The sequence below is a fragment of the Bifidobacterium sp. LH_230 genome, from assembly GCF_056357555.1.
In genome coordinates, this window is record NZ_JBKEWJ010000001.1 from 113,498 (window position 1) to 131,910 (window position 18,413).

Below are 18,413 nucleotides of genomic sequence, written 5' to 3' on the forward strand. Positions count from 1 at the left end.
GACAGTAAGACACAGCAAGGATCCCGGCTCTCCTGATTGCGGGGGAGCCGGGCATATCAGTGAAGGACATCAATGGCAGAAGAACAGGGCCGCTCGGGCGGCAAATCATACGGCAATCGCAAGTCCTACGGCTCCGGTCGTCCGGGTGGCCGCGGCGGCAACGGCGGCGGTCGTTCCTTCGGCGGCTCGCGCGGCGGCTACCGCAAGGACGGCAACGGCAAGTCCGGTGGCTTCCACAAGGGCGGATTCCATAAGGACGGCGGCTTCCGTCGCGACCGCGAGGGCACCGGCGAAGGCCGCGAATTCAACCGCGAGGGCGGCGAACGTCGCGACTTCCACCGTGACGGCGAGCGCGGCGGTTTCCGCGGCGGCAAGTCGGGCGGCTTCCACAAGGGCGGCTACCGCAAGGATGGCGAGCGCGGCGGCTACCGCGGTAACGGCGGCTTCCGTCGTGACGATGATCGCAAGGATTTCCATCGCGACGGTGAGCGTCGTGACGGCGATCGCCGCGATTTCAAGCGTACCGACGGCGAGCGTCGCGACTTCCACTGCGATGGCGACCGTCGTGATTTCCGTCGTGACGACCGTCGTCAGGGCGGCGACAATCCGCGCTACCGTCGCGATGACCGTCGTGACGGCGGCCGTTCGTTCCGCGGCGGCGATGACCGTCGTGACTTCCACCGCGATCATGATCGTCGTAACGATGGCGAGCGTCGCGACTTCCATCGTGACGGCGAGCACAAGGACTTCCGTCGCGATGATCGTCGCGACTTCAAGCGTGACGACCGCCGCAGCGAGCGCGGCGCCGAGCGTCGCGGTGACGGCGAACGTCGCGAGTTCACGCCGGAAGAGAAGCGCGAATACCGCGAGACGAAGCGCCGCGAATACATGGAGCGCGGCCCGCGCCGCAACTCCGACGGCACGATGAGCTTCCCGTCGCAGAACCCGTACACGGCGCGTCGCCCCGATGAGCCGAAGATGCCCAAGGGCATGGAATGGTCGATGTTGTCGACCGACGAGCGAGAACGTCTGCGTGGCCTGTCCAAGGAGCACGCCGAGAACATCGGTCTGCACATCCTCGCCGCCTACGCGCTCGAGGAGTCCAACCCGGAGCTGGCGCTGGCACACGCCAAGTGGGTGGCCCGTCAGGCGTCCCGCATCGACTTCGCCCGCGAGACGCTCGCATTCGTCGCGTACCGTCAGGGCGACTACAAGCTCGCGCTGCGCGAGTTCCGCACCGCCTACCGCATGAACGGATTCCCGGACTACCTGCCGTTCATCGCCGACTGCGAGCGCGGCACCGGCAACCCGAAGAAGGCCGTCGAAGTGGCGACCTCCGACGATGCCAAGCAGCTGCGCGGCGAGTCCAAGGTCGAGATGTTCCTCGTGTACGCGGGCGCCCTCGCCGACCTCGACCAGATCGACAAGGCCATCGAGATCGTGCACACGATCGGCCGTTCCAAGGGCCTGCCGGGCGAGTACCGCATGCGTGCCATCCAGGCCGAGCAGTACTTCCTCGAGGAGGCCGGCCGTGGCGAGGAAGCGGCCGATCTCGATCCGCTGCTCGACAAGCTCGAACTGCAGTACGCGGATGATGACGAGGCCGTCAACGACGCCGTGATCGACCACGATCTCGAACGGTTCAGCGACGACGAGCTCGACATGCTCGGCATCAGCGAGGACGACGCGCAGTACGCGCCGGCCGATGATGACGAGGATGCCGACGAGGCCGAAGGCGAGTCCGAGGACGACGGCACCGCTTCGGGCGACGAGGACTCGGACGATGCCGAGGACGTGAAGGAGGTCGCCGGTATGAGCGAATCCGCCGAGCACGAATCCGAGGATGCCGCTGACGCGGACGACGAGTCCGTGCTGCCGGCCCAGGAGGCGCAGGACGGCTCCGATTCCGCCGTCGAGCCGGAAACCGGCATCGATGACGCCGCCGACGCGGATGAGACCGCCGACGCTGACGAGGCGAACGATTCCTCCGACGCCGAGTGAGATGACGGGTATGCTCAAATCCACCGACAAGCCGATCGCGCAAGCCTATCGGCTTGCGCTGCTCGACCTCGACGGTGTGGTGTACCGGGGCAAGAACCCGGTCGAACACGCCGCCGAATCGATTCGCCAAGCCGAATCGGCCGGCATGACCATCGAATACACGACGAACAATTCGTCGCGCTTCCAGCGTGTGGTCGCGGACCAGCTGCGCGGTTTCGACCTTGAGGTCGAACCGCATCAGGTCATCACCTCATCGGTGGTCGCCGCGCGCATGGTGCGCCGTCACGTGCCGGCCGGCTCCAAGGTGCTGGTATTGGGCGCCGAGCATCTGCGCGAGGAGGTCTCCAAGCAGGGGCTGATCGTGGTCGACGGCGCGGCCGACGAGCCGGTGGCCGTGATCCAGGGCTGGTATCCGGACATGCGCTGGCAGGAGATGGCCGAGGTCGCGTTCGCCGTCGAGCGCGGCGCAACGTATTTCGTCACCAACCGGGACCTGACGATCCCGCGCGAGCTGGGCATCGCGCCCGGCTGCGGGTCGATGATCCAGGCCGTCATCAACGCGACCGGCGTCGAACCGGTCGCCTCGGCCGGCAAGCCCGAATCCGCGATGTACGACGAGGCGCGACTGCTCGCGGCCGGAGACGATACGGAACCGGTGGCCAAGGATGCGTGTCTGGCGATCGGCGACCGTCTCGACACCGATATCGAAGCCGGCAACCGCGGCGGCTACGATTCGCTGGCCGTGCTCACCGGCGTGACCAATCCGCACGAGCTGATGCTCGCGCCGGCGCATCTGCGACCGACCTACATCGTCAAGGACCTGCGCGGACTGCTCGAAGCACAACCGGCAGCCGTCGCCGCAGGTGACGACGGATCGTCGTGGACGTGCGGAGGGGCGTCCGCCACGCTGCGTGACGACGTGCTGACGGTCAGCGACACGACCAGCATGGACGTCCTGCGCGCGGCCTGCGCCCTCATGTGGGCGTACGCCGACAACGGCGGCGATACGGCGGCCGTCACGTTGCCTGATTTCGCGCTCTGACACTGGTTGGACTCTGATTGTGTTCCTCGCTGCTTTTGTCTCGGCTCCCTCGGTTGAGGGAGCCATCGGCAAAGCCGACTGAGGGAGCGTCAGACCCATCACATTAAACTCGACCAAGTATGAGGTCGGCAAAGCATTAAGCGGCCTCCTCCCCGTGAGGAGGCCGTCTGCGATGTTCACTTGTTCACTCGAAGGAGTTCCTCATGCCCGACGACCTGACCCAACGGCTGCCCGAACTGGCCGATCTGGACGCCAAGGACATGCCGCAGCGCATCGCCGCATTCCAAGACGTGCTCGACCGGCTCCAGCACGAACTCGACGACAACCGGTGACCTATGGCACGACTTGACTCCCTGCTGGTCGATCTCGGACTGGTCGACAGCCGTTCCAAAGCGCAGAAACTCATCAAAGCCGGCCATGTGACGGTCGGGGGAGCGGTCGCGTCCAAACCGTCCATGAACGTCGACGCGGATGCGTCGATCAGCGTCGACAAAGGCGACGACTACGTCTCGCGCGGCGCATACAAGCTGGTCGGCGCATTCGATGTGTTCGCCGCCGACGGGTTGCCGGCTCCGGACGGATTGCAATGCCTTGACATCGGTGCGTCCACGGGCGGATTCACGCAGGTGCTGCTGCGACGCGGCGCCGCACAGGTCATCGCGCTCGACGTCGGACACGACCAGCTCGACCCGCGCGTCGCCGACGATCCTCGCGTCATCCGCATGGACGGCGTCAACATCCGAGACGTGACCGCCGACAGTCTGCCATACCGTCCGCAGATGATCGTCTCCGACGTGTCGTTCATCTCACTGACCTACGTGATCCCGGTCATCGCACGCATAGCCGCACCCGGCGCGCATATCGTGCTGCTGGTCAAACCGCAGTTCGAGGTCGGGCGCGAGGGACTGGATCGTCACGGCATCGTGGAGGACCCGGCCCTGCGCGAACAGGCATTGCGCAAGGTCACGCAATGCGCCGCCGAACACGGACTGGACGTCGTCGCCACGGCCGACTCGCCCATCGAAGGCACCCACGGTAACGCCGAATACTTGCTGTACGCGTGGGTCTCGCTGTAATGCAGTGATCAGCAATGTTTCGATAGTGCGGTGTCCGGGTCGATCTGGCGTATGCGATGTCCGACACGCTCCGGGGCGCTCGCCCAAGTCTTACGGTCTGACATCGCATACGCCAGACCGACCCTCGCTGGGCTGGGTCAACTGTATCCAGATGGTGTTCGTGATGTTTCGTTAGAGGATGTATCTGACCAGCTTAGATACGCCAGTTTTGCTTGTCTTGGGTGCTTAACGACTGGTGTGGGGAGGCATCTGTGATGATCGACCGTAAGACTTGGGCGAGCGCCCCGGAGCGTGTCGAACATCACAGATACCGCCCCACACCAGCGACGGGATGACCGTGAAAAAATCAGCCGCGGATGAATTTGTCGATCTGGTCTTCCTTGCCCATGATGATGAGCTCGTCGTTGCGGTGCATGACCAGTTCCTTGGAACCGTACTGGAACTCCTTGCCGGGGGATTTGATGCCGACCACGGTGATGCCGTAGCGCTCATGCACCTTCGCGTCCTCGATGCTGTAGCCGACCACATGCTGCGGCGTGTGGATCTTGACGACCGTGTGCGCGCCCTCGATTTCGATGTAGTCGAGATAGTTGCCGGACACCAGATGGCCGACGCGTTTGCCGGCGTCCGTCTCCGCGTTGATGATGTGCCGTGCGCCGATGCGCTGCAGGATGCGCGCATGCTCCTTCGACACCGACTTCGCCCAGATGTCGGAGATGCCGGCGTCCAGCAGGTTGCCGGTGGCGATGACCGATGCCTCGACGCTGTCGCCGATCGCCACGATGGCCGTGTTGAAGTCGGACGCGTTGAGCTGTTCCAGCGCCAGCACGTCGGTCATGTCCGCCTGCACGGTCGGAATCTGCGACGACCAGCGGTTGACCAGTTCCGGGTCCTTGTCGACGGCCAGCACGTCCTGGCCCATCGCATCCAGCGTGGTCGCCACCGAACTGCCGAAACGGCCCAGTCCCACCACCAGAATGCTTCTGCCGTTGACTGCCATGACTGTGGTCCCTCATTTCCCGCGCACGCGCATCACTGATGAACAACTAACTTCCGGTTATGAATCATACCGTTCTTTTGGCGGTAGGCGAGCAGGCCGCGGAAGTTGCCGTTCGGCCGGATCAGCCCACCACCAGCGGTTCGGTGGGGTAGCGCACGGTTTCCAGCGCGCGCGGCCGGCTGATCGAATACGCGATCGTCATCGGGCCGAGACGGCCCACCACCATCGTGAACGCGAGGATGCCCAACGCGGCCGGATTGTCCTCACGGGCCACACCGACCGTATAGCCGCCAAGACCGAACGCCGAGCACGCGTCGAACAGCGCATTCGTCAGCGTCGCGTCGGACACGAGCATCAGAGCCATCGCCGCACCGAGCACCAGCATCAGGCATGTGGTGGTGATGCTCACGGCCGTCATCGCCACATCGGTGTGGATGCGGCGGCGAAACGCGTTGATGTCTTTATGACCGGTGAACGAGGCGCGGCACACCAGCAGGATCACCGCGAACGTGGTGACGCGGATGCCGCCCGCGGTCGACGTGCTGCCGCCGCCGATGAACATGACGATGCTCATGAACACCTTCGTGGCCTCGCTGACCTGCGGCACCCACGACAGATCGAATCCGGAGCTGCGCGGCATGACAGCCGCGACCACGGCGTGCCGCAGACGCGTTTCCACGTCGGCGTCCTTGAACAGGTACGGATTGTCCCATTCGACCGCTAGGAACCATGCCAGCGAGGCCGCGACGATCAGGAACGTCATCGTCAGCGTCACCTTCGTGTGCAGACTCCACCGGCGCGGCGGCACATGTTTGCGGGCGCAGCGCATGAGGTTCAGGATGACGGGGAATCCGAGCGTGCCGCAGAACGCGGACATCATGATTGGCATGCCCACGGCCCAGTTGTTCACATGCAGTCCCGCGCCGTCCGCCGTGAACCCGGCGTTGTTGTACGACATGACGGCGAAGAACAGCGCCTCCCACGCGGTTCGGCCCCAGTCGCCGCGGTTGATGGACCACAGGCCCGGGAACAGGGCGAAGAACGTGATCGTTTCGATGACGAACGTGGTCGTGATGACCACGGTCAATACGCCTCGGATCTCGGACAGCTTCGTGGTGCCCAGTTCCGTGGCGGTCAGCAGTCGTTGCGTCGCCTTCATATGATGGTTGATCGCCAGAGCGATCATCGAGGCGAAGGTCATGACGCCGAGGCCGCCCATCTGCACCGACACCAGCAGGATCGCCTGTCCGAACTCGGTCCAGTGGGTCGTGGAGTTGACGATCGAGATGCCGCAGGTGGACAGCGCGGAGATCGCCGTGAACAGTGCGGTCGAGAACGTCGTGGTCTCGTCGGGCGGCGTGGCCATCGGCAGCATCAGCATGCCGGTGGCGATGACGACCAGCACGGCGAAGTACAGGATCGTCAGTCGTCCCGGATGCGAAGTCATATGCTGGCGGAACGTGTGCTTGCGCGTGGCGCGACGTTCGTCGGCCGCGGCCTTCTCGAAGGTGTCTCCGGAGAACCACCAGGCGTAGCCGCGCGAGGATTCGCGGTTCGAGGAGGACTCGTCAAACACGAGATTCGACATGGCGCCCTCCTTATTCGCTAAATATGGCCTATGGTCCTGCTGCGGTATGCGTGAGGACATTCTATGCCCTGCGCGTGAGAACGAGGCGCGGCGAACCGGCCTCGCACGGCGTGGCGCAAGGTGGGCCGCGGCGTGTCATGCGAACATGTGTTCGATTTTTTCGGTCGGTTCGGTTAGGATAGGACCTGTTCATAGTTCCTGCGGGCAAGGGGGATGCGATGGTTGGCGTTCGACACGCGGTGGTGGTGACGCACACCCGTCTTCGCGAAAGCGGCACGGTCGTGGCCGAGGCCGTGGCGCAGCTGCGCGGTGCCGGTTTCGAGGTCTCGATCATCGACAACACGGAGGCTCCCCAGTTCGGCACGCGCCCCGCCGTGGTGCCCGACAACACGGAGATCGTGGTGGTGCTCGGCGGCGACGGCACGATCCTGCGCGCGGCGGAACTCGTGCATTGCACGCAGGTGCCGATCCTCGGCGTCAACCTCGGGCACGTCGGGTTCCTCGCGGAATTCGAAAGCTTCCAGATGAGCGAGGCGATCCGCCGCGTGGCCGCCCACGACTATTCGATCGACGAACGCATGATCGCGCACGTCGACGTCTGGCTGCCGGGAGCAGGCGAACCGCTGGGGGATTGGGCGCTCAATGACATCACGGTCGAACGTGCCGACCGCGGCAAGATGGTCGAGCTGTCGATCCGAGTCGATGACGTGGAGATGAGCTCGTTCGGATGCGACGGCGTGATCGTCTCCACGCCGACCGGTTCGACCGCCTACGCGTTCTCAGCGGGTGGCCCGATCATGTGGCCGAACGTGCAGGCCCTGCAGCTGGTGCCGTTGGCGGCCCACGCGCTGTTCGCGCGTCCGCTCATCATCGGGGCCGGCTCGACGTTCGCGATGGACATCCTCGACGATTCGATGTCGGACGGGTGGATCTGCTGCGACGGCCGCCGCCAGCGCGCATTGCCCAAGGGCACGCGCATCGAGGTGCGCCAGTCCAAGGACACCCTGCGTCTGGCGCGACTGTCCGGCGTGCCGTTCACCAACCGTCTCGTCACCAAATTCGATCTGCCGGTCGTCGGCTGGCGCGAGCAGGCCCGCGGCGGCCAGCCGGTGCATCACGGTCACGTCTTCCCGGACGGCGCCGACCATGCCGGGGGGAGCCGCTGATGCTGGAGGAACTGGAAATCCGAGATCTGGGGCCTATCCGGCACGCATTGCTGACGCCGGCCCCGGGCATGACCGCCATCACCGGCGAAACCGGTGCCGGCAAGTCGATGCTGCTGAGCGCCATCAAACTGATCTCCGGAGGCGCCGCTGATTCGGGGCGTGTCTCGCCCGGGGCGCAGAAGGCATGGGCGCAGGGCGTGTTCGCGATCGGCGGGGCTTCGCAGGCCGAGGTCTCGTCATCCGACGGTTCATCGGACGGTGCGGCCGATCCGGCGGTGGCCCGCATCTGCCGCGACGCGGGCATCGAACCGGAGGACGGGGAGCTGTTCCTGTCCCGTATCGTACCGGGATCGGGCCGTTCCCGGGCCGTGGTGAACGGGCGCAGCGTACCCCGTGCCCTGCTGGGAGACCTGTCCGGCGAGCTGGTCACCATCCATGGCCAGGCCGACCAGCTGCGCATCGCATCCGCGGCGCGACAGCGCGAATTCCTCGACATGGTGGCCGGCGACGGCAAGGAACTGGACGACTACCGGCGGGACTGGGACGCCCTGTGCTCATTGGACGAGCGTCTGCGGCGCATGGAGCATCAGGAGGCGTCCGCCCGTCAGCAGGCCGATTACCTGCGCGAGTCCATCGAACGCATCAACCGCGTCGACCCGCAGCCGGGCGAGGACGACGAGCTCAAGGCCAAGCGTTCCCGCATCGAGAACGCCGCCGACATCGCGCAGGGCGTGTCGGGCGCGCTTGCCGCACTGGACGCCTCGCAGGTGGGCGTCGACGGTGATGAGGCCGGTGCTGCGGAACTCATCAACCATGCGGCGCAGGCATTGCGTTCGATCCGCGCCGACGGCGATTTCGGCGAACTGGCCACCCGTCTCGAATCCATCAACGCCGACCTGTCGGACGTCGTGTATTCGCTCAGCCGTGAGCTTGACGTGGAAGACGACATGGACAACCTCGACGAGATCAACGCCCGCATCCACGAACTGGGGGAACTGACCCGCCGATGGGGGCCGACGCTGACCGACGTGATCGCATGGCGCGACAAGGCCGTGTTCGACATGGAGGACCTTGACGCGTCGCCGGAAAAGGTGGCGGAACTGCAACAGGAACGCGCCGAACTGTTCTCCAAGGCGAAGTCCGCCGCCGAACGGCTGCACGCCGCCCGTGCCGCCGCGGCCAAGTCCCTGGCCGCCACGGTGAGCGCAGAACTGACCTCGCTGGCGATGGACGGCGCCGAACTGAACATCACCGTCGTCGAACGCGCGGGAACCGGGAAAACGGCCACATGGCCACTCGATGCGACCGGCTGCGACGATATCGCGTTCATGTTCACCCCATATGAGGGCGCGCCGGCGCTGCCGATGGGCAAAAGCGCGTCCGGCGGCGAACTGAGCCGTCTCATGCTTGCCATGGAACTGTCGGCCGCCGACCGGCATGTCAACCAGACGTCCTCGATGACGTTCATCTTCGACGAGGTGGACGCCGGCGTGGGCGGCAAAACCGCCGTCGAACTGGGGCGTCGTCTCGCACGTCTCGCACGGACCTCGCAGGTCATCGTCGTCACGCATCTGGCGCAGGTCGCCAGCTGGGCGGACACGCAGTTCGTCGTCACCAAGGAGCCGCCGGACGCGGACGACGATGCGGTCGGCGTCGTCACCACCGTCGAACAGGTGCAGGGCGACGCGCGCGTACGCGAAATCGCCCGTATGCTCTCCGGATCGGAATCCGAAGCCTCGCTCGACCACGCGCGGGAACTGCTCGATTCGTCGACCCTATAGCGCCATGGACGGTTGCGCCAGCGTTTGAAACCATGACCGACACATGACATAGAGAAAGACATCCCAATGACGGTACAGAATACGACCGATAACACCGGCAAGGCCGCCATCTTCGACCTCGACGGCACGCTGCTCGATTCGATGGGCGTGTGGGATCAGGTGGACATCGACTTCCTTGCCCGCAGAGGCATCGAGGTCCCGGGCGATTACATGATCAAGGTCGCTGCCATGCAGTTCCGACAGATCGCCGAATACACGATCGCCCGGTTCGGCCTGACGGATACGCCAGAGGAACTGATGCAGGAATGGGACGACATGGCACGCGTCGCCTATTCCACCGTCGTGGAGGCCAAACCCCACGCCGTCGAATACCTGCGGTATCTCAAGGGCACCGGCGCCAAGCTGGCGGTCGCCACTTCGCTGCCCCCGGCGCTGCGCGAACCGGCGATGCAACACGTCGGCATCCTCGACCTTTTCGAGTGCGTCGTCAGCGTCGACGATGCGGGCGACGTCGGCAAGGACAGGCCGGACGTATACCTGCTGGCCGCGAGCCGGCTTGGCGTGCAGCCCGAGGACTGCACCGTGTTCGAGGATCTGCTGGTCGGCGTGCAATCGGCGAAATCCGCCGGCATGAGCGTGTGGGCCATGCACGACGACTCGTCGGACAGGGACTGGCCGGCTATCTGCGACATCGCGGACGGCGTGCTCTTCGACTTCGCCGACGCGCCGAAGAGACTGCAATCGTCCGGCCGGCCGGGCGACGCACGGGAATCCGGCGAACGCACGACGGTAAGGTAGGGTAGCGAATATGCCGATTTCCGCTGAAGTACTGGCCAATGTCAAGGCCGAACGCATCCGCCGCGCCGCGGATCTGACCAACCGCAAAACCCGCGAACGCTCCGGGCGGTTTCTCATCGAAGGACCGCAGTCCGTACGCGAAGCCGTGCTGTGGCATCCGGACGTGGTGCAGGACCTGTACGTCGAGGTCGACGGCGACCAGCCCGACTCCCCGTTCGCCAACCCAACAATCGCCAAGATCGCCGGCAAGGCGCTGCAATCCGGCGTCTACGTGCACAAGGCGACCCGCGCGGTCATGACGAAGATCAGCTCCGACGCGCAGGGCATCGCCGCCGTGGGCGATCTTCATGCCATGCGGGAGGCGCTGCGATACGACGACGTCAGGCATGACGACGACGGCGAGCCGTTCGTCGCCGCATTCTGGCAGGTACGCGACCCGGGCAACGCGGGCACGGTGATCCGTGCGGCCGACGCGGCCGGATGCGATGCGGTCGTGCTCGTCGACGAATGCGTGGACCCGTTCAACCCGAAGGTCATCCGTTCCACCGCCGGATCGCTGTTCCACCTGCCCATCGTGACGATGGGAACGGACGAATTCCTCGCATGGTCGCGCGAACAGGGCATGACGGTGGTCGCGGCCGACGTGTACGGCACGGATCGGCGCAGCCCCGAATCCTTGCCGGACGTGCTCGCCGAACGCCGCGACGCGCTGGCCTCCGGTGCAAGCCCGGCCGGCGAGGCGATCCTGTTCGGCAACGAGGCACGCGGACTGCCGCAAGCCGTGCTCGAACAGTGCGACCGTATCGTCTCCATCCCGCTATACGGCAAAGCAGAATCGCTCAACCTCAGTACCTCCGCCGCGGTGATGCTCATGAGCCTCGCCATGACCCGGTGACACGGCAGGGTGGCGGCAACACAACGCATGTGAGCCTTCACACGCCCCTATGTCGAGTCATATAGGGACAATGTGAAGTTGGTTTAATGCTTGAAAAATGCATGTTTTCGAACATGCGATGATGCAAGTCAAGGAAAGGGTGCTCGTGGCAGAAGTGCAATTCGATGCCCAAGCGGTGACCGACGCGGTCAACGACGGCATAGCGAAAATCGAGAACGCCTCCAGCTCGGAGGAACTGAAAGCCATCAAAAGCGAGGTCATCAGCGCGCTGACCCAGTCCAGCAAGGCCATCGGCTCGCTGCCGGTCGACCAGAAGAAGGACGCCGGCAAGCTCATGAGCAAGCTGCGCGCCGACTTCGGCCGCGCGTTCGGCGCGAAGGACGCACAGGTCAAGGCCGACGAGGAAGCCAAGGCGCTCGCCGCCGAAACCGTCGACATGACGCTGCCCGTCGAGCGCAAGCCGCTCGGCGCGCGCCACCCGATCTCCCGCGTGATCGAGGACATCGAAGACTTCTTCACCTCGATGGGCTGGCAGATCTCCGCCGGCCCCGAAGTGGAAACCGAATGGTACAACTTCGACGCCCTGAACTTCGGCCCCGACCATCCGGCCCGCCAGATGCAGGACACTTTCTACGTCAAGGGCAACCAGGCCAAGGACGCCGCCGGCTTCGTCGGAAGCAACATGGTCGTGCGCACGCAGACCTCCTCCGACCAGGTGCGCGCCCTCATCACCCGCGGCGTGCCGCTGTACATCGCGTCCCCGGGCCGCGTGTTCCGCACCGACGAACTCGACGCCACCCATACGCCGGTCTTCCACCAGTGCGAGGCGCTCGCCGTCGACAAGCACCTGACGATGGCCGATCTCAAGGGCGTGCTCGACAAGCTCGCCGTCGCCATGTTCGGCCCCGAAGCCAAGACGCGTCTGCGCCCGAGCTACTTCCCGTTCACCGAGCCGAGCGCCGAGCTCGACCTGTGGTTCCCCGACAAGAAGGGCGGTCCGGGCTGGCTCGAATGGGGCGGCTGCGGCATGGTCAACCCGAACGTGCTCAAGTCCGCCGGCATTGACCCGGACGTATACACCGGCTTCGCGTTCGGCGTCGGCGTGGAACGCACGCTGCTGCTGCGCCACGACATCAACGACATGCACGACCTCGTCGAAGGCGACGTGCGATTCAGCGAACAGTTTGTGATGGGGGAGTGAGATAGCCCATGCCCATGATTGATATCGATTGGCTCAAGGACCACGTCGAGGTCCCCGAAGACCTGACCTACGAGCAGCTCGCCAAGGACCTCGTCAAGGTCGGCCTTGAAGAAGAGGAGATCCACTCCTCGCAGGTCACCGGCCCGATCGTCGTCGGCTACGTCGTCGACGCGACCCCCGAACCGCAGAAGAACGGCAAGGTCATCAACTGGTGCCATGTCGACGTCGGCCCCGAATACAACGAGACCGACGAGAACGGCAACAAGGTGCCGCGCGGCATCATCTGCGGCGCGCCGAACATGGCAGCCGGCGAGAAGGTCGTCGTCACCTTGCCGGGAGCCGTGCTGCCCGGCGACTTCAAGATCGAACCGCGCAAGACCTACGGCCACATCTCCAACGGCATGTGCGCCTCTGAGCGCGAGCTGGGACTGGGCGACAACCACGACGGCATCATCCTGCTGCGCAACTACGGCTTCACCCCGGCCGAATACGAGGCCTTGAAGCCCGGCGACGACGCGATGCACCTGCTGCACCTCGACCAGCCGCTGCTCGAGATCAACATCACCCCGGACCGCGGCTACGCGTTCTCCTACCGTGGCGTCGCCCGCGAATACCATCATTCGACCGGCGCGACCTACGTCGACCCGGCGATCGAACTGAACGAGAAGGCTCCGGCCGTCACCGGCGACCCGAACGTCACCCCCGACATCGAAGTGCAGATCGAGGACGACAACCCGATCCACGGCGTGCCCGGCTGCGACCGCTACTACGCGCGCGCCGTGCGCGGCTTCAACCCGGCCGCACACACGCCCAACTGGATGCGTCGCCGTCTCGTGCGCGCCGGCATGCGTTCCATCTCGCTCGCCGTGGACGTCACCAACTACGTGATGCTCGACCTCGGCCAGCCGATGCACGCCTACGACCTTGACAAGATCGAAGGCCCGATCGTCGTGCGCCGCGCCCGCGAAGGCGAGAAGCTCACCACGCTCGACGGCAAGAACCACGATCTGAGCACCGAGGACCTGCTCATCACCGATTCGCCGAACGGCGACCGCGGCTCGCGCATCCTCGGCCTGGCCGGCGTGATGGGCGGCCTGTATGGCGAAGTCACCGCGGACACCAAGAACATCCTGCTCGAGGCCGCGCACTTCGACCAGGTGACGATCGCCCGCTCCGCGCGCCGCCACAAGATCCCGTCCGAGGCGTCCCGCCGCTTCGAGCGCGGCGTCGACTCGCAGCTGCAGCCGGCCGCCGCCCAGATGGCCGCCGAACTGCTGTCGCGCTATGGCGACGGCGAGCCGAGCGAACATCCGACCGACGTCAACAACGTCGTGTTCCGCCGCCCGATCCACTTCAAGGCGAGCGAGGTCGCCCGCGTGGCCGGCCTGAACCTCGACGTCAACCGCATCAGCGACATCCTCACCGACATCGGCTGCCGCGTGGCCGGCGGCGGCAACGGCGAATTCTCCGTCACCGCGCCGAGCTGGCGTCCGGACCTCAACGAGCCGTGCGATCTGGTCGAGGAAGTGGCCCGACTTGTCGGCTACGACGAGATCCCGATCACCGTGCCGCCGGCACCGGTCGAAGGCACCGTGGGACTGACCTCCGAGCAGCGTCATCGCCGCGAGGTCGCCAACGAACTGGCCGAATACGGCATGGTCGAAGCGCTGAGCTACCCGTTCGTCGGCGACGAGGAATACAAGGAGTTCTCGTACGATCCCGAGGCCATCAAGCCCGTGAGCGTCGAGGTCGCCAATCCTCTGGCCGGCAACCGCCCGTACCTGCGCCGCGACATCCTGCCGACCCTCGCCGGCACCGTGCAGCTCAACCTGCGCCGCGGCCTCGAGAACATCGCCCTGTACGAGATCGGCCACGTCTACCTGTGGGACCCGAACGCGCCCGCCATCCCGGCGCTGCCCGGCGGCGTCAAGCCGACCGACGAGCAGCTCGCCGCGCTCGACGCCGGCCTGCCCGCACAGCCGATGCACGTGGCCGGCATCCTGACCGGTCTGGCCGAGAACTCCGGCTGGCTCGGCGGCAAGCGCGCCGTCGACTGGAGCGACGCCGTCGAAGCGGTGCGCCGCATCGCCGACCGTCTGGGCGCCGACCTGACCTTCGACCAGCCGGCCGCCGCCGACGTGCCCGCCCAGTGGCATCCCGGCCGCGCCGCCCGTGTGATGGCCGGCGGCACGTTCGTCGGCATGGTCGGCGAACTGCACCCGCACGTCAACGAGGCGCTCGGATTCCCGGCGCACTCCGCCGCGTTCGAGCTTGACCTCGACGCGCTGTTCGCCACGCTCGACGGTAAGCCCGTGCAGGCCAAGCCGATCTCCACGTTCCCGCCCGTCAAGCAGGATCTGGCCTTCACCGTGCCGACCTCGGTGAGCGCCGCCCAGCTCGAGGCCGTGATCCGTGAGGCCGCAGGCGACGCGCTCGAATCGATCGAACTGTTCGACGTGTTCACCGGCGACCAGATCGGCGAGGGCCTGAAGTCGCTCGCATTCGCCGTCGTGTTCCGCGCGCCCGACAAGACGCTGACCGCCGACGACAGCGAGGCGATCCGCAAGGCGATCGTCAGCAAGGCCGCCGAACTCGGCGCCCAGCTGCGTGCGTGACCTCTAGACGCAAGGGGCTTCCCCGCCAACGGGAAGCCCCTTTTTTCAACCGACAGTAAGGACATCCCAGACCATGACCGATTCCCAGAACAGCACCGGCGACCAGCCGAACGACCAGCCGCAGTACGGGCAGTACCAGCAGCCGGAATACGGTGCTATGGCCAACCAATACCCGTCCGGATACGACCCATATGTCTACGGCAAGCCGGAAGCCAAGCCAGTCACCGACCAGCAGCAGACCCCGGCCGCGGCGAACGGACAGACCCAGCAGCCGGCGGCGAACCAGTATCCGGCCAACGCCAACCCGTCCGCACCGTACGGCCAGCCATATGGCCAACCGAACGCGCAGCCCAATCAGCAATACGGCCAGCCGAACCAATGGCAGCAGCCATACGGCAACATGCCCGGATACCAGCAGCCGGTTCCGCCGCATACGCCGCGATACGTCAACGGCATCGACATGGACGACCCGAACCAGAACCCGTTGTACGGGCACTGGGACATGCTGTCGGTCGTCTCGCTCGTATGCGCGCTGTTCTTCCCGCTGCCGGTCCTACCCGCCATCATGGGCGCCATCTCGATGCGCCGCACGCGACTGTTCCATATGAAGGGCTTCTGGCTTGCCTTCATCGCCGTGTTCGTCAACGTGTTCTTCACGATCATGGAAGTCTGGCTTGCGATCAACGGCATGAGCATGTTCGACTACTACCAGCAGATGCTCGACATGATGTCCGGCGGCTACAGCGGTAATTCGGACGGTTCGATCCGCGCCTGAAATGCCGGCTTGCGGACCGGCGAGCGATCTGGACATGCGGGGTGTCGCCTTTCGGACACCCCGCATTGCATAATTATGCAATGTACTGCATAAAGTGTATAGTGGCCTGTTGTTGACGTACGCAGAAGAAAAGAGCAACGATATGGCGAACTATACCGTGGCCGTGGCGGGGGCGACCGGATACGCGGGCGGAGAGGCGCTGCGCATCCTCGCGACGCACCCCGACTTCGAAGTGACCTGCGTGGCGGGCCACTCATCGGTCGGCGACAAGCTCGGCAAGCACATGCCGCATATTCCGCAACTCGCCGATCTGACGGTCGAGGATACGACCCCCGAAGTCCTCAACGGCCATGACGTGATCATACTCGCGCTGCCGCACGGCGCGTCGGGCGCACTGGCCGCGCAGCTCGACCCGAACGCCGTGGTGGTCGATCTGGGCGCGGACCACCGGCTGGAATGCAAGTCGGCATGGGACGAATACTATGGCGGCGACTTCTACGAGCACTGGACGTACGGCATGCCGGAACTGCTGCTCGGGCGAGCCTCCGACGGCTCCTACCGTCGCCAGCGTGAGCTGCTGCCGGGAACGAAGCGCATCGCCGGCCCGGGCTGCAACGTGACCGCCACGACGCTGGCCATGCAGCCGGGCGTCGCCGAAGGACTGGTCGAGCCAAAGGGACTGGTCGCCGATCTGGCGGTCGGCTATTCGGGCGCCGGCAAGAACCTCAAGCGCACCAACCTGCTCGCCGCCGAGGCATTCGGTTCGGCCGTGCCGTACGGCGTGGGCGGCACACACCGGCATATTCCCGAGATCCTGCAGAACTTCGCCCATGCGTCCGGCGAGGACGCCACGGCCGCCGATGGTTTCACGCTTGGTTTCACGCCGATTCTCGTGCCGATGTCGCGCGGCATCCTCGCCGTCGTCTCGGCTCCGATGACGGCCAAGGCCGCGGCGATGAGCGATGACGAGATTCGCAAGGTCTGGCTCGACGCCTACGCCGGGCAGGAATTCATCTCCGTGCTGCCGGAAGGCACGCTGCCGGCCACGGCCAACATCATCGGATCGAACGCGGCGCACGTCCAGGTCGTCACCGACCGCAAGGCCGGACGCCTGATCGCCTTCGCCGCCATCGACAATCTCAACCGCGGCACCGCCGGGCAAGCGGTGCAGTCACTGAACGTCGCATTGGGTCTGCCGGAGGATGCGGGCCTGACCAAGATTGGAGTAGCACCGTGAGCGTCACTTATGCACAAGGATTCTCTGCGGCCGGCGTGGTCGCCGGCATTTCCGCCGTCGAAGGCAAGAAGGATCTCGCCCTCGTCGTCAACAACGGCCCGCTGGATGCGGCGGCCGGCGTGTTCACGTCCAACCGCTTCTGCGCGGCGCCAGTGCAGTGGAGTCGCAAGGCCGTGGCCGACGGTCATATCAAGGCCGTGATTCTCAACTCGGGCGGCGCGAACGCATGCACCGGCGAAGCCGGATACCGCCAGTCGGAACAGACCGCGCAGACCGTCGCCGCACTGGTCGGCACTGAACCGGCCGATATCGCCGTCTGCTCCACCGGTCTGATCGGCGAGCTGCTGCCGCTCGACCACGTGCTCGCCGGGGCCAAGGTCGCCTATGAGACCTTGGCGAACACCGCCGAGGCCGGCTCGGACGCGTCCCACGCCATCATGACCACCGACACCAAGCCGAAGACCGTCACGCTCGACAGCAAGGCCGGATGGCGCATCGGCGGCATGGTCAAGGGCTCGGGCATGATCGCCCCGCAGCTGGCCACCATGCTGTGCGTCATCACCACCGACGCCGTCGTCTCCGCCGGCCAGCTGCAGGCCGCGCTGAACGCCGGCGTGAACACGTCGTTCAACCGCATCGACGTGGACGGATGCATGTCCACCAACGACACGGTGCTGCTGCTCGCCTCCGGCGCGTCCGGCGTCGAACCGGACCCCGACGAGTTCAACGACCTCGTCGCGGCCGTCTGCGCTTCGCTCGCCCGCCAGATCATCGGCGACGGAGAAGGCGCCAGCCATGACATCCGCATCACCGTCACCGGAGCCACCACCGAGGAAGCCGCACTGGCCTGCGGCCGTGCCGTCGCCGCATCGAACCTGCTCAAGTGCGCGATCAGCGGCAACGACCCGAACTGGGGCCGCATCGTCTCCTCGCTGGGCACCGTGCCGGTCGACGTCGCCCCGTACGACTCGACCAAGGTGACCGTCGACGTCAACGGCGTACGCATCTGCGAGAACGGCGGAGCCGGACGCGACCGCTCCGAAGTCGACATGACCCCGCGCGAGGTCCACATCGACATCGACCTGAACGCCGGCGACGCCGAGGCCACGGTCTGGACCGACGACCTGACCCACGAATACGTCCACATCAACGCCGACTACGAAAGCTGACGGGTCTGCCGGTTCGCCGGACGGTATCCGGTGCTCGACACGCTCCGGGGCGCTCGCCCAAGTCTTACG

General features: G+C 65.7%; 14 protein-coding genes and 1 pseudogene. 13 read left to right on the forward strand and 2 right to left on the reverse strand.

Going from position 1 to position 18,413, the window contains the following annotated elements:
- Window positions 1-72: 72 nt before the first annotated feature.
- From AC1A0G_RS00440 to AC1A0G_RS00455, 4 genes are all read left to right on the forward strand, one after another.
- Window positions 73-2,001 carry a tetratricopeptide repeat protein gene (locus tag AC1A0G_RS00440; RefSeq protein WP_476526687.1) on the forward strand — a complete coding sequence of 643 codons (1,929 nt, stop codon included), beginning with the start codon at window positions 73-75 and terminating at the stop codon, window positions 1,999-2,001.
- Window position 2,002: 1 nt separating this feature from the next.
- Entirely contained in the window at window positions 2,003-3,043 is a 1,041-nt protein-coding gene (locus tag AC1A0G_RS00445; protein ID WP_476526688.1) for an HAD-IIA family hydrolase, read from the forward strand.
- Between the two features lie 203 nt (window positions 3,044-3,246).
- On the forward strand, window positions 3,247-3,375 hold the full coding sequence (locus AC1A0G_RS00450; protein ID WP_476526689.1) for a hypothetical protein: 129 nt from the start codon (window positions 3,247-3,249) through the stop codon (window positions 3,373-3,375).
- Window positions 3,376-3,378: 3 nt separating this feature from the next.
- The gene (locus AC1A0G_RS00455; RefSeq protein ID WP_476526690.1) at window positions 3,379-4,119 is read left to right on the forward strand and encodes a TlyA family RNA methyltransferase; all 741 of its coding nucleotides are present in this window, start codon (window positions 3,379-3,381) and stop codon (window positions 4,117-4,119) included.
- Window positions 4,120-4,465: 346 nt separating this feature from the next.
- Here the strand turns inward: AC1A0G_RS00455 and AC1A0G_RS00460 are convergent, their stop codons facing one another.
- A complete protein-coding gene (locus AC1A0G_RS00460) occupies window positions 4,466-5,119 on the reverse strand; it encodes a potassium channel family protein (protein ID WP_214373280.1) in 654 nt (217 codons plus the stop codon).
- Between the two features lie 121 nt (window positions 5,120-5,240).
- Window positions 5,241-6,707 carry a TrkH family potassium uptake protein gene (locus AC1A0G_RS00465; RefSeq protein ID WP_476526691.1) on the reverse strand — a complete coding sequence of 489 codons (1,467 nt, stop codon included), beginning with the start codon at window positions 6,705-6,707 and terminating at the stop codon, window positions 5,241-5,243.
- A gap of 218 nt (window positions 6,708-6,925) precedes the next feature.
- Between AC1A0G_RS00465 and AC1A0G_RS00470 the strand changes: the two genes are divergently transcribed.
- The 9 genes and pseudogenes from AC1A0G_RS00470 (at window position 6,926) to argJ (ending at window position 18,344) form a co-directional block, all read left to right on the forward strand.
- Entirely contained in the window at window positions 6,926-7,873 is a 948-nt protein-coding gene (locus tag AC1A0G_RS00470) for an NAD kinase (protein WP_476526692.1), read from the forward strand.
- Entirely contained in the window at window positions 7,873-9,654 is a 1,782-nt protein-coding gene (gene recN / locus AC1A0G_RS00475; protein WP_476526693.1) for a DNA repair protein RecN, read from the forward strand. Before AC1A0G_RS00470 ends, recN begins: the two co-directional genes overlap by 1 nt.
- Before the next feature lie 66 nt (window positions 9,655-9,720).
- Window positions 9,721-10,392: pseudogene (locus tag AC1A0G_RS00480) on the forward strand (HAD family hydrolase); the annotation flags it as partial.
- Window positions 10,393-10,462: 70 nt separating this feature from the next.
- On the forward strand, window positions 10,463-11,347 hold the full coding sequence (locus AC1A0G_RS00485; protein WP_476526694.1) for a TrmH family RNA methyltransferase: 885 nt from the start codon (window positions 10,463-10,465) through the stop codon (window positions 11,345-11,347).
- Window positions 11,348-11,468: 121 nt separating this feature from the next.
- Entirely contained in the window at window positions 11,469-12,548 is a 1,080-nt protein-coding gene (gene pheS, locus AC1A0G_RS00490) for a phenylalanine--tRNA ligase subunit alpha (protein WP_476526831.1), read from the forward strand.
- An 8-nt stretch (window positions 12,549-12,556) separates the two neighbouring features.
- Window positions 12,557-15,163, forward strand: coding sequence for a phenylalanine--tRNA ligase subunit beta (gene pheT / locus AC1A0G_RS00495; protein ID WP_476526695.1), 2,607 nt, complete (start codon window positions 12,557-12,559; stop codon window positions 15,161-15,163).
- Window positions 15,164-15,236: 73 nt separating this feature from the next.
- Complete coding sequence (locus AC1A0G_RS00500) at window positions 15,237-15,938, forward strand: hypothetical protein (RefSeq protein ID WP_476526696.1); 702 nt, start codon at window positions 15,237-15,239, stop codon at window positions 15,936-15,938.
- 142 nt (window positions 15,939-16,080) lie between these two features.
- Window positions 16,081-17,175, forward strand: coding sequence for an N-acetyl-gamma-glutamyl-phosphate reductase (argC, locus tag AC1A0G_RS00505; RefSeq protein ID WP_476526697.1), 1,095 nt, complete (start codon window positions 16,081-16,083; stop codon window positions 17,173-17,175).
- Window positions 17,172-18,344, forward strand: coding sequence for a bifunctional glutamate N-acetyltransferase/amino-acid acetyltransferase ArgJ (gene argJ, locus AC1A0G_RS00510; protein ID WP_476526698.1), 1,173 nt, complete (start codon window positions 17,172-17,174; stop codon window positions 18,342-18,344). The genes argC and argJ overlap by 4 nt, the downstream gene beginning before the upstream one ends.
- Window positions 18,345-18,413: the final 69 nt, after the last annotated feature.

Excerpts from the sequence above, each read along its gene's own strand:
- AC1A0G_RS00440 (WP_476526687.1), top strand. The coding sequence starts at position 73 with ATGGCAGAAGAACAGGGCCGCTCGGGCGGCAAATCATACGGCAATCGC.
- AC1A0G_RS00445 (WP_476526688.1), top strand. The coding sequence starts at position 2,003 with ATGACGGGTATGCTCAAATCCACCGACAAGCCGATCGCGCAAGCCTAT.
- AC1A0G_RS00450 (WP_476526689.1), top strand. The coding sequence starts at position 3,247 with ATGCCCGACGACCTGACCCAACGGCTGCCCGAACTGGCCGATCTGGAC.
- AC1A0G_RS00455 (WP_476526690.1), top strand. The coding sequence starts at position 3,379 with ATGGCACGACTTGACTCCCTGCTGGTCGATCTCGGACTGGTCGACAGC.
- AC1A0G_RS00460 (WP_214373280.1), bottom strand. The coding sequence starts at position 5,119 with ATGGCAGTCAACGGCAGAAGCATTCTGGTGGTGGGACTGGGCCGTTTC.
- AC1A0G_RS00465 (WP_476526691.1), bottom strand. The coding sequence starts at position 6,707 with ATGTCGAATCTCGTGTTTGACGAGTCCTCCTCGAACCGCGAATCCTCG.
- AC1A0G_RS00470 (WP_476526692.1), top strand. The coding sequence starts at position 6,926 with ATGGTTGGCGTTCGACACGCGGTGGTGGTGACGCACACCCGTCTTCGC.
- recN (WP_476526693.1), top strand. The coding sequence starts at position 7,873 with ATGCTGGAGGAACTGGAAATCCGAGATCTGGGGCCTATCCGGCACGCA.
- AC1A0G_RS00485 (WP_476526694.1), top strand. The coding sequence starts at position 10,463 with ATGCCGATTTCCGCTGAAGTACTGGCCAATGTCAAGGCCGAACGCATC.
- pheS (WP_476526831.1), top strand. The coding sequence starts at position 11,469 with ATGCAAGTCAAGGAAAGGGTGCTCGTGGCAGAAGTGCAATTCGATGCC.
- pheT (WP_476526695.1), top strand. The coding sequence starts at position 12,557 with ATGCCCATGATTGATATCGATTGGCTCAAGGACCACGTCGAGGTCCCC.
- AC1A0G_RS00500 (WP_476526696.1), top strand. The coding sequence starts at position 15,237 with ATGACCGATTCCCAGAACAGCACCGGCGACCAGCCGAACGACCAGCCG.
- argC (WP_476526697.1), top strand. The coding sequence starts at position 16,081 with ATGGCGAACTATACCGTGGCCGTGGCGGGGGCGACCGGATACGCGGGC.